Origin of the sequence: Undibacterium sp. Di27W (genome assembly GCF_049340345.1) — a bacterium.
Classification (GTDB): domain Bacteria; phylum Pseudomonadota; class Gammaproteobacteria; order Burkholderiales; family Burkholderiaceae_D; genus Undibacterium.
In genome coordinates this window covers 25,762-36,999 of record NZ_JBMPOS010000026.1, presented here as the reverse complement: position 1 = coordinate 36,999, position 11,238 = coordinate 25,762, and the positions used below count along the sequence as shown (strand labels likewise).

General features: G+C 50.7%; 13 protein-coding genes. 8 read left to right on the top strand and 5 right to left on the bottom strand.

Going from position 1 to position 11,238, the window contains the following annotated elements:
- Positions 1-232: 232 nt before the first annotated feature.
- The gene (locus tag ACO0LF_RS29775; protein ID WP_423020776.1) at positions 233-1,009 is read right to left on the bottom strand and encodes an enoyl-CoA hydratase; all 777 of its coding nucleotides are present in this window, start codon (positions 1,007-1,009) and stop codon (positions 233-235) included.
- A gap of 140 nt (positions 1,010-1,149) precedes the next feature.
- Here ACO0LF_RS29775 and ACO0LF_RS29770 point away from each other — a divergent pair, with 140 nt between their 5' ends.
- On the top strand, positions 1,150-1,317 hold the full coding sequence (locus ACO0LF_RS29770; RefSeq protein WP_423020774.1) for a hypothetical protein: 168 nt from the start codon (positions 1,150-1,152) through the stop codon (positions 1,315-1,317).
- Positions 1,318-1,335: 18 nt separating this feature from the next.
- On the opposite strand, the gene apaG is transcribed toward ACO0LF_RS29770, so the two are convergent.
- Positions 1,336-1,710: a Co2+/Mg2+ efflux protein ApaG gene (gene apaG / locus ACO0LF_RS29765; RefSeq protein WP_110258198.1), complete on the bottom strand. Its 375-nt coding sequence runs from the start codon at positions 1,708-1,710 to the stop codon at positions 1,336-1,338.
- 103 nt (positions 1,711-1,813) lie between these two features.
- Between apaG and rpe the strand changes: the two genes are divergently transcribed.
- The 7 genes from rpe (at position 1,814) to trpC (ending at position 7,868) form a co-directional block, all read left to right on the top strand.
- Complete coding sequence (rpe, locus tag ACO0LF_RS29760) at positions 1,814-2,479, top strand: ribulose-phosphate 3-epimerase (RefSeq protein ID WP_162043385.1); 666 nt, start codon at positions 1,814-1,816, stop codon at positions 2,477-2,479.
- Positions 2,480-2,545: 66 nt separating this feature from the next.
- Positions 2,546-3,229 carry a phosphoglycolate phosphatase gene (locus ACO0LF_RS29755; protein ID WP_423020772.1) on the top strand — a complete coding sequence of 228 codons (684 nt, stop codon included), beginning with the start codon at positions 2,546-2,548 and terminating at the stop codon, positions 3,227-3,229.
- A 273-nt stretch (positions 3,230-3,502) separates the two neighbouring features.
- Positions 3,503-4,999, top strand: coding sequence for an anthranilate synthase component I (gene trpE, locus ACO0LF_RS29750; protein ID WP_423020770.1), 1,497 nt, complete (start codon positions 3,503-3,505; stop codon positions 4,997-4,999).
- Positions 5,000-5,066: 67 nt separating this feature from the next.
- Positions 5,067-5,423: a GxxExxY protein gene (locus ACO0LF_RS29745; RefSeq protein WP_423020768.1), complete on the top strand. Its 357-nt coding sequence runs from the start codon at positions 5,067-5,069 to the stop codon at positions 5,421-5,423.
- A 39-nt stretch (positions 5,424-5,462) separates the two neighbouring features.
- A complete protein-coding gene (locus ACO0LF_RS29740) occupies positions 5,463-6,035 on the top strand; it encodes an anthranilate synthase component II (RefSeq protein WP_110258194.1) in 573 nt (190 codons plus the stop codon).
- Complete coding sequence (trpD, locus tag ACO0LF_RS29735) at positions 6,032-7,063, top strand: anthranilate phosphoribosyltransferase (protein WP_423020766.1); 1,032 nt, start codon at positions 6,032-6,034, stop codon at positions 7,061-7,063. The genes ACO0LF_RS29740 and trpD overlap by 4 nt, the downstream gene beginning before the upstream one ends.
- Positions 7,064-7,067: 4 nt before the next feature.
- A complete protein-coding gene (gene trpC / locus ACO0LF_RS29730) occupies positions 7,068-7,868 on the top strand; it encodes an indole-3-glycerol phosphate synthase TrpC (protein WP_423020764.1) in 801 nt (266 codons plus the stop codon).
- Positions 7,869-7,971: 103 nt separating this feature from the next.
- Here trpC and ACO0LF_RS29725 read toward each other — a convergent pair whose 3' ends face one another.
- From ACO0LF_RS29725 to ACO0LF_RS29715, 3 genes are all read right to left on the bottom strand, one after another.
- On the bottom strand, positions 7,972-9,834 hold the full coding sequence (locus ACO0LF_RS29725; RefSeq protein ID WP_423020762.1) for a M61 family metallopeptidase: 1,863 nt from the start codon (positions 9,832-9,834) through the stop codon (positions 7,972-7,974).
- A 97-nt stretch (positions 9,835-9,931) separates the two neighbouring features.
- Positions 9,932-10,393, bottom strand: coding sequence for a DUF3429 domain-containing protein (locus tag ACO0LF_RS29720; RefSeq protein ID WP_423020760.1), 462 nt, complete (start codon positions 10,391-10,393; stop codon positions 9,932-9,934).
- Positions 10,394-10,624: 231 nt separating this feature from the next.
- Positions 10,625-11,230, bottom strand: a complete 606-nt coding sequence (locus ACO0LF_RS29715) for a nucleotidyltransferase family protein (RefSeq protein ID WP_423020758.1) — start codon at positions 11,228-11,230, stop codon at positions 10,625-10,627.
- Positions 11,231-11,238: the final 8 nt, after the last annotated feature.

Here is an 11,238-nt window from a genome sequence, read left to right as displayed (position 1 = left end):
TATATATGAGGGCTGGGATGGTGCGCGTGGCGCACCCTACTGTCTCGGGTATGTGTCGCATGATGCAGTAGCTTGCCGCACGGATTATCAACAGACGACACTGGGCTCCTGCCTGCGCAGGAGCGACTGGGTGGAGGGTAAGCAGATTGCTACTGTTTTGAGTTATGGAGTGCTCTATATTGTTGATGCTATATATGGAGCACTTTTATGCAGCCTGCCGCTAAAGCCAAACTTACTTATTCTTGAATACCGCCGGACGCTTTTCCAGGAAAGCTTGCATACCTTCTTTCTGGTCTTCCGTACCAAAGCTGGCCTGGAACAGGCGACGCTCATACTGTATGCCTTCTGACAGCGTCGTTTCATAAGCGCGATTCACAGACTCTTTGGCCATCATGATGATGGGCAGCGACATGGAGGCAATTACATTCGCAGCAGCAAAAGCTTCTTCCATCAGTTTGTCGAGAGGAACGATGCGAGACACCAGGCCAGCGCGTTCTGCTTCAACCACATCCATCATGCGCGCAGTGAGGCACATGTCCATGGCTTTGGATTTGGAGATTGCGCGTGGCAGGCGCTGTGTGCCGCCAGCACCAGGCAAAGTGCCCAGCTTGATTTCTGGCTGGCCGAACTTGGCATTTTCTGCCGCGATGATGAAGTCGCACATCATGGCGACTTCGCAACCACCGCCCAGGGCATAACCGGCAACGGCAGCGATGACTGGCTTGCGGATCTGGCGCATGGTTTCCCAGTTGCGGGTGATGTAGTCATCTTTATAGGCATCCATGAAGCTATAGCCGACCATGGCGGCGATGTCGGCACCGGCGGCGAAAGCTTTTTCACTACCTGTCAGGATGATGCAGTGGATGTTTTCATCCTTGTCGAAAGCTTTCAGTGCCAGGCCCAATTCATCCATGAGCTGATCGTTCAGCGCATTCATGGCTTTGGGGCGGTTCAAGGTGATCAAGCCGACTTTGTCGCGGGTTTCGGTCAAAATACATTCGTAAGTCATAGATGCTCCTGATGTTATTAAGTAGGGGTATGCAGCATGAATGCCGGTATGTGTATTGTAATGCGCCGGACCGTCACCTGTAATGAGGTACACAAATAAGCAGGTACAATGCGCTTACATTATTTAGCGAGGTGGATGCGATGTGGTTATTAGCGCTGGAAGCAGGCGTGGCGATGTTCATGCTGATTTTTATCGTCTGGTGGACGATGTTTCATGGTCGCTCGCCAGAAAGACCAGAAACACCGCCAAAAAATAATAAAAAACCTATAGAACACAGCAAGCAAAACTCGGATGAAAATCCGCAGTAAGCTTGCGCCATATTGACTTTAATGCAGGGTACGTGGCAAAGACAAAACAAATTCAGGTATCTCTGCCTCAAAGCGATGGGCATCTTCTGCCACGCAGAAATAAGTGCCCTTCATGCTGCCCTGAGGCGTTCTCAATGAACTGCCGCTGGTGTATTCAAAGCTTTGCCCTGGCGCCAAAAAGGGTTGATGGCCGACGACACCCAGGCCTTTGACTTCTTCTACATGGTTGGTGCTATCGGTAATAATCCAGTGGCGTGAAATGACTTGTGCCGCCACGGTACCGGTATTCTTGATAGTGATAGTGTAGGCAAAAACGAAATTGTTTTGCTCTGGGTCGGACTGATCTTTGAGGTATTGCGTCGCTACCGATACACTTATTTCATACGCTGCCATAATTTTCTTTCATGATGAACTATGTTCATTGTGCCAGACGAAGACAACAGCCGCTTGCCCTCACAAGGTAAAATAGCATATCTTTTTCAAGCACGATTCCATCATGACTACTTTCCGCATTGCTCCCAGTATATTGTCTGCCGATTTCGCCCGTCTGGGTGAAGAAGTCCGCAATGTTGTCGCCGCTGGCGCTGACATGATCCATTTTGATGTCATGGACAACCACTATGTGCCCAACCTGACCATAGGCCCCATGGTATGCGAAGCAATACGCCCGCATGTGCAAGTGCCTATCGATGTACATCTGATGGTCAAGCCTGTCGATCGTATCATCCCCGACTTTGCCAAGGCTGGCGCAAATATCATCACCTTCCACCCGGAAGCATCTGAACATATAGACCGCAGCCTGCAAACCATACGTGACCACGGTTGCAAGGCTGGTCTGGTATTCAATCCGGCGACACCACTGCATGTACTGGAAAATGTCATCGACAAAGTCGATATCGTTTTGATCATGTCGATCAACCCTGGTTTTGGCGGCCAGACTTTTATCCCGCATACTCTGAAAAAAATCGCGCAAGCCCGCAAGATCATTGATGAATCTGGCCGCGACATCATGCTGGAAGTGGATGGCGGCGTCAAAATCGAGAACATCGCAGAGATAGCCCGTGCCGGTGCAGATACCTTTGTTGCCGGTTCTGCCATATTTGGCAAACCCGACTACAAGGCCATCATTGATGCCATGCGCCTAGAGTTGTCCAAGGTTTAATCCCTCTATTCATCTTCAGGCTTTTCGCCGCATCAGGCGGAAAGCCTATATCTGATCGCCCCCGCCATGTTCAGCCACATCAAAGCCGCCATCATCGACCTTGATGGCACCATGATAGATACCGCACCAGACTTCCTGGTCGCCATCAACCGCATGCGTGAAGACTTTGCGCTGGCACCATTGACGCTGGATGTCATCAAGACCATGGTGGGCAAAGGTTCTGAAAATCTTATCCATAAGGTTTTATCCCAGGATTTTGATGCCGATGGCGTGGCAGCACGCTTTGATGGCGCTCTGGCTGCTTACCAGCATCATTACCTGGCCATCAATGGTGACCACAGCCAGCTTTACCCTGAGGTGCATGAAGGCCTGCAAGCCATGCGTGACCTGGGACTGCGTCTGGTGTGCGTCACCAACAAGCCACTGGCCTTCGCCTTGCCGCTGATGCAAAAGAAAGAAATATTCCATTATTTTGAACAAGTCTATGGCGGCGACAGTTTTGCAAAAAAGAAACCTGATCCCCTGCCCATGCAAGAAGCCTGCAAGGCTCTGGACTTGCCACCATCACAAGTACTGGTCATAGGTGATTCCAGCAATGATGCAATTGCTGCCCGCGCCTCTGGTTGCCCAGTCTTGACAGTGCCGTATGGATACAACCACGGCGAAGCTGTACAAAATATTCAAAGTGATGGTATAGTCGGAACCCTGTTGATAGCAGCACAACTGCTTGCAACTGAAAAACCCCTTTGACTTTCAAATCATTCCCATAACGAATGTTCTCCGATAACAAACGTTCCATGATCACTCCAGGCACTTTTGAGGCCTGGCTATGGCGACGCTGGCAATTCTGTTAATCCACGAATGCCGCGAGCGACTGTGCACACCCTCAGCACATTCTCTTGCTTGTTATATCAATTTGTCTTATCCGTCCATACTCTCTTGAGCGAATTTGCGTGCGCTGCTGGCTGCTGTTGCAGACGCGTGCACAAGTTTCAGAAGCAGGCAGGCGGCTGAAAGAAAACCATGACCGAACTCGAATTCAAATCGTTGGCCGCGCAAGGCTACAACCGTATCCCCATGATTGCGGAAGCCTTCGCCGATCTGGAAACCCCGCTCACCCTGTATCTGAAACTCGCGCAAACCCAGAACGCTGGCAAGAATACTTTCCTGCTTGAATCTGTCATGGGTGGCGAGCGCTTTGGCCGCTATTCCTTCATAGGCTTGCCCGCCAATACCCTGGTGCGCAGCTTTGGTGACAAAGTCGAAGTCCTGAAAAATGGCCAGGTCATAGAGAGCCGCGAGATGAACCCGCTGGATTTCATTACTGAATTCCAGGCGCGCTTCAAGGTGGCATTGCGCCCTGGTCTGCCACGCTTCTGTGGCGGCCTGGCTGGCTACTTTGGCTATGACGCCGTGCGCCATGTAGAAAAGCGACTGGCTGGCAAGGCACCAAAGGATGATCTGGGCTTGCCAGAGATACAGTTATTGCTGACTGAAGAGCTGGCCGTCATCGACAATGTATCCGGCAAACTCTATCTCATCGTGTATGCCGACCCGACCCAGCCAGAAGCCTGGTCCAAAGCCCGCCAGCGCCTGAAAGACTTGCGCGCGATGTTGCGCCGTAGTGTGGATGCCCCTGTCACATCGGCGTCTGTCCGTACAGAATCGATACGCGACTTTGCCAAGGAAGATTATCTGAAGGCGGTAGAAAAAGCCAAGGAATACATCATGGCAGGCGACCTCATGCAGGTGCAAGTGGGCCAGCGCATCAAGAAACCCTATGTCGATTCACCGCTATCACTGTACCGCGCCCTGCGTTCGCTGAACCCTTCGCCGTATATGTATTTCTATAATTTTGGTGACATGCAAATCATCGGTGCATCACCAGAAATTCTGGTGCGCAATGAAAGCCTGAATGATGGCAGCAAGAAAGTCACCATACGTCCACTGGCTGGCACTCGCCCACGCGGCACCACACCCGAACGCGATGCAGAACTTGCCAAAGAATTACTGGCCGACCCAAAAGAAATCGCCGAACACGTGATGTTGATAGACCTGGCCCGCAATGACATAGGCCGCATCGCCCAGACTGGCAGCGTCAAGGTCACTGATCAGATGGTCATAGAAAAATATTCGCACGTGCAACACATCGTCTCGAATGTAGAAGGTGTCTTGCAAGCCAATTTGTCCAACCTCGACGTATTGAAGGCCACTTTCCCGGCAGGCACCCTGTCTGGTGCACCCAAGGTCAGGGCAATGGAACTCATTGATGAACTGGAACCAGTAAAACGTGGCATTTACGGCGGTGCCTGCGGTTATCTGTCCTTCGGTGGTGAAATGGATCTGGCGATTGCCATACGCACCGGCGTCTTGAAAGACGGCATGCTGTACGTACAGGCAGCCGCTGGCGTGGTGGCGGATTCAGTACCAGAAATGGAATGGCAGGAAACCGAAAACAAGGCACGTGCAGTATTGCGTGCAGCAGAACAAGTGCAAGATGGCCTGGATGGAGAGATTTGATCAAATGCCAGACCAAAAAGCTCACCACTGAGACACCGAGACACAGAGAAAAACAGAGTATGACTTATTGAGTGAACAAGTCATCGGTGCCGCAATAGAAGTGCACAAGCATCTGGGTCCGGGTCTTTTGGAGAGTGCGTATGAAAGCTGTCTTTGCCATGAACTGTATTTGCGCAAACTCAGTTTCAAACGCCAGGTTAGTTTGGACATTGCATACAAAGGGGTACAAGTTGAGTCTGCTTATCGACTTGATTTAGTAGTAGAAGATAGTCTGGTACTGGAACTGAAAGCGATAGAGTCGCTACTCCCTGTCCATACCGCACAACTGCTCACCTACTTACGTTTAACTGGTTATAAAACTGGATTACTTATTAATTTCATGGTGCCCGTATTAAAAAGCGGGATCAAAAGGGTTTCTCTGTGAAACTCTGTGTCTCCGTGACTCTGTGTTGAGAGGTCTTAAATGTTACTGATGATAGACAACTACGATTCCTTCACCTACAACCTGGTGCAATATTTTGCCGAGCTGGGTGAGGATGTGCGTACCTACCGTAATGATGAAATTACGATAGAAGAAATTGAGGCGCTGAAACCCGATCATATCTGTATTTCACCCGGCCCTTGTACACCGGCTGAGGCTGGTGTTTCCATCGCCGTGATAGAACGCTTTGCTGGCAAGACACCTATCCTGGGTGTCTGCCTTGGTCACCAGGCCATAGGTGCGGCATTTGGTGGCAAGGTCATCCGCGCCAAGCAAGTCATGCATGGCAAGACTTCTGCGATTGCGCATACTGGCGTTGGCGTCTTCAGAAATTTGCCCAGCCCTTATACGATTACCCGTTACCACTCGCTGGCGATAGAACGCGCCAGTCTGCCGGATTGCCTGGAAGTGACTGCATGGACAGATGACGGCGAAATCATGGGTGTGCGCCATAAAGAATTCAATCTCGAAGGCGTGCAATTCCACCCCGAATCCATTTTGTCCGAGCATGGCCATGCCCTGCTGAAAAACTTTTTGACTGGAACAGCATCATGACCATCTCTCAACAAGAAGCACTGACACGCCTGATAGAACACCGTGAAATTTTTCACGATGAAATGCTGTTCCTATTCCGCAAACTGATGGGTGGCGAAATGTCGCCAGTCATGATCACCGCGCTGACCATGGGACTGCGTGTCAAGAAAGAAAGCATAGGCGAGATCACTGCAGCCGCTCAGGTGATGCGTGAATTCTCAACCAAGGTGCCGCTGGCCAATACGGACAACATGATCGATATCGTCGGCACGGGTGGTGATGGTGCGCATACCTTCAATATCTCTACTGCATCGATGTTCGTTACTGCCGCCGCTGGTGCACGTGTTGCCAAGCATGGCGGACGCAGTGTGTCTTCTTCTTCCGGCAGTGCTGACGTGCTGGAATCATTGGGTGCGAATATCAATCTCAAGCCTGAGCAGATTGCCCAGTCGATAGCACAAACCGGCATAGGTTTCATGTTTGCACCCAATCACCATGCGGCGATGAAGCATGCTGCGCCAGTGCGCCGTGAACTGGGTGTGCGCACTATCTTCAATATCCTGGGGCCACTGACCAACCCTGCAGGCGCGCCGAATATTTTGATGGGTGTATTTCACCCTGATCTGGTTGGCATTCAGGTACGTGTGTTACAGCGTCTCGGGGCGCAACATGCGCTGGTGGTATGGGGGCGTGACAATATGGATGAAGTATCACTCGGTGCACCAACCATGGTGGGTGAACTGGTGAATGGTGAAATCCGCGAATATGATATTCACCCTGAAGACTTTGGCTTGCAGATGGTATCCAACCGCAACCTGCGTGTAAATGGTGCTGATGAATCGAAAGCCAAGATACTCGAAGTCATGAACAATGTTGAAGGTGCAGCGACTGATATCGTTGCACTGAATGCAGGTACTGCCTTGTATGGTGCAGGCATTGCCGCATCAATCGCAGAAGGCGTCAAGCTGGCACAATCCGTTATCGCATCCGGTGCAGCCAAAGCCAAGCTGGAGCAGTTCATAGCAGTCACCCAGCAATTAGGGAAGTAAGCCTATGTCCGATATTTTAAATAAAATCCTGGCAGTCAAAGCCGATGAAGTGGCGGCGGCAAAGAAGTATCAATCTTTTGCAAGTCTGCGTGCAGAAGTGGAATCGAACAAGGAAGCGCAAGCAGATCTGCGCAGTTTTGAAAGCAGCTTGCGTGGCAAGATTGCAGCAGGCAAGGCAGCGGTGATTGCGGAGATTAAAAAGGCTTCGCCTTCCAAAGGCGTGTTGCGCCCTGATTTTCACCCAGCCGAGATCGCGCAAAGCTATGCTGAACATGGGGCAGCGTGTTTGTCAGTGCTGACCGATGTGCAGTTCTTCCAGGGTGCGCCTGAATATCTGCAACAGGCGCGTGCAGCCTGCACCCTGCCAGCATTGCGCAAGGACTTCATGATAGATCCTTATCAGATTTACCAGGCCAGGCACTGGGGGGCAGATTGCATCCTGCTCATCGTCTCTGCCCTTGATCATGGCCTTATGGCCGATCTGGAAGCATGCGCGCATGAACTCGGCATGGGTGTGCTGGTTGAGGTACACGATGCACAAGAACTGGACGCCGCACTGAAACTCAAGACCGCCATGCTGGGCATCAACAACCGCAACCTGCGTACTTTTGAAGTGTCGCTGGATACGACCATAGGTTTGCTGCCGAGGATTACGCCAGACAAACTGGTGATTACCGAATCCGGCATCATGTCAGCTGCTGATGTCACCCGCATGCGAGAAGCGAATGTGCATGGCTTTTTGGTGGGCGAGGCTTTTATGCGGGCAGAAAACCCTGGTGTGGAACTGGCGAAGGTATTTGGGTAGTTTGTTGACTATTTCCTCCGTCCAAAGGGAATAGTCCAGGTTTCACAAAAATAAAAATGCCGCACAAGCTCTGGCTGTGCGGCATTTTTTTGGAACGACAAGCTTACTTCTTGACTGGCTTCTGAAAGCTTGGTCTTACCAAACTAGCTGTCTTGCCTGGCGCCTGCACTGCCAGAGTCACAGCCGGTACATCATCCGCCTGCAATTTTGCCTGCACCGTCAGCAACTCATCGCGACGGAAGGCATGAATTTGTACGGTCTCGCCGACGCGATAACGACCTAGCGCCGTACCCAGACTATCTGCTGCATCAGCAGCCGTTACACGCAAACCATTGATGGCGACGATGGTGTCATTGGCTGACAAACCTGCCAGATGTGCGGCACGACCTTCATGCGCGTTGGCGATCTTGCAGTCATTGCCTTCACGCACTACACGTACACCGAGGCTGGCTTTTTTGCTTGCATTACCACCACCTAGCTGTACCGCAAAGTCAGCATACAGTGTGGCCAGCGCTACATCCTCAGTCCCACGTACATGTTTGTCGGCGAAGCGGCGTACATTCACTCCAGTGACTTGTTCCACCAGGCTTTCAAACTCAGTTTCGCCCAGGCCTTGCTGCTTGCCTGACAAACTGCGCTCATAAAAATCGCGACCAAATTTTTGCCACAATGCGCGCATGACATCATCAAGAGATTTTTTACCCGCAGTTTCCGCACGTATCGTCAAATCCAGGCCCAGGGCAACCAGAGAACCCTTGGTGTAATAGCTGACGATCGCATTCGGTGAATTTTCATCCTGGCGATAGTACTTGGTCCAGGCATCAAAGCTGGACTCCGCCACGCTTTGCTTGAGGCGACCGCTACCACGTGTCACCATATTGATGGTCTTGGCCAGCAATTTAAAATAAGCTGGTTCATCAATCAGGCCTGCACGCACCAGCATCAGATCATCATAATAACTGGTGAAGCCTTCAAATACCCACAGCAGGCTGGTGTAGTTTTCCTGACGCAAGTCATAGCTGGCAAAGGCAGCTGGTTTAATGCGTTTGACATTCCAGGTGTGGAAATATTCATGGCTGCACAAACCCAGGAAGCCTCGGTAGCCATCGCTCATTTCTGCATGGTGCTTGACTGGCAAATCAGTGCGGTTGCATATCAATGCGGTAGAAGCACGATGTTCCAGGCCACCATAACCTTCACCCACCACCATGGTCATGAAGACATAGCGGTCCATAGGTGCTTTTTTTGTACGCGGCTCAAAGAAGGCGATTTGGGTTTCGCAGATTTTTTGCACATCAGCGATGATGCGCTCCATATCCAGGTTTGGTACTTTGCCAGTCACCACAAAATCGTGGGAGATGCCATGCGCATCAAAAGTCGCCAATGCAAAATCACCCATCTCTACCGGGTGATCGATGAGTTCATCATAATTGGCAGCTATATAAGTACCAAAACCATAGCGTTTGGCTTTCAGCTCAGGCAAGGAGGTAGCAACGCGCCAGGTTTTGCAGGCGACATCATCTGCACGTTGAATGTCAACCACATGCGGATTCATCTCTTGCCCATGCACACTCAGGAACACACTGGTGCCATTGAAAAAGCCATGGCTTTGATCGAGGTGGGCTGCACGCACCGATAAATCCCAGGCATAGACTTCATAGCTGATACGTAAAGCGCCCTTGCAAGGCGCAGCTTGCCAGGTGTGTTTGTCGAGTTTTTTCAGCGCGACTTTTTTACCGTCAGAACTGGCTTTGATTTGCACGATGTTGCGGGCAAATTCACGCACCATATAACTACCCGGTATCCATGCAGGCAAGCTGACAACTTGGCCCTCGGCGTCCGGTGCAGCAATATCCAGCGTGACTTGATACATATGGCCGGCCAGGTCTTTGGGGACGATGGTATATGCCAGTGCATGTGCAGATGTATTTGTTACTTGTCTCTTTGTTGTTGTCGTTTTTTTCATTCTGAACGATCTTTCTGTTTCTTTAATAATGAGTCTGCTGATGGAAAAATATGAATTAAGGCTGGGCTTGGTCGGCTCGTAAAATCAGTTCGTATAATCAGTTCGTGTAATTACGCACATTGGCTGCAACGAAAGTCAACAACTGAGCGCCCACAACGACACGTGTCAGTTGCAAACGCATCTTGATAAACCATGCGGGCACACCATAACTTTGATACAGACGCTTATCGATCTTGTAAGTCACAATGAAAGCCGCAACCTGCACGATAAAGCCTATCAGCATATGGTTCAAAAACAGCCAGGCAATGATAATGGGCACCATACCCCAGATCAGGACTTTTTTGTTTTCATTCTCATGCCCGCCACCTGCCATGAGAGCCACACCCCAATGCAAGCCACCGAGAAAAGACAAAATCACGATGCCATAATGCAGCTGTGCCCTGATCAAAGCCCCCAGCCAGTCTGGATGCACGATCCAGCAAGCCAGCGTCAAAAAGATAAATGGTGCCAGGCCAGCAAAACCGAGTCTTATCGCCAGTTTTTGATTGAGATTATTCATAAATAGAGGCTGTAAAGCTAGCGCCCAAACTTAATTCAGGTGGAAGAAAACCGCTATTCTATGGTTATTTTAGTTGTATAGATATATCTGACAGCTATTTAAAGCCGACAAAACATAAGGGAATGGTAAAAAATTGTGCCCAATTCATGAGCATTTTAATCATCCTCTGATAAAAATGCCTTATAAGCAGAATTTTTCATGCAAGATCGCTGATCTTGTGAAATCAAGAAGTCACGAAAACAAGCCTGCCCTATGCTTCATGAGCGCATCTTGCGTATCTATGTCCTGGTGTATGCCCGCATCGTCGACCAGGATTTGTGTCACCTGCTCAGTTTGCAAAAGGCTGCGCGCACCGACATCGCCTTCCAGATTCAACAATTGCGGTAAATAGCTGCGCGCAAACCCGACCGGATTGCCACGCCGCCCCTGATACACAGGCACGACTATCCCTGCACCTGCCTGCAAGGCTTGTACCAGTAATAATATCGTTGAAGTTTTTACTACCGGCATGTCGGCCAGGGCGACAATCCAGCCAGCACTGTCGCTGGTGGCCAGCAAGCCATGTTTGAGGGAATGGGCCATACCCATATCGGCGTCAGGGCAAGCCAGACACGCGACACCCAATGCCTGCAATTGCTCAGTCAGTGCGGTGTGCCCAGGCCTGACTACCGCTACCACATCCGACATGACAGCCAGCATATTACTGGCACTTTGCTGGGCGACGGAACAGCCATTTCCCAGTTGCTGCAAGAGTTTGTCTTGCTGGCCACTGGTATCAAACCGGCGTCCCCGCCCCGCTGCCAGTAAAATACCTGTCCAGCGTGGTGGGGATGTCATTATTTAAA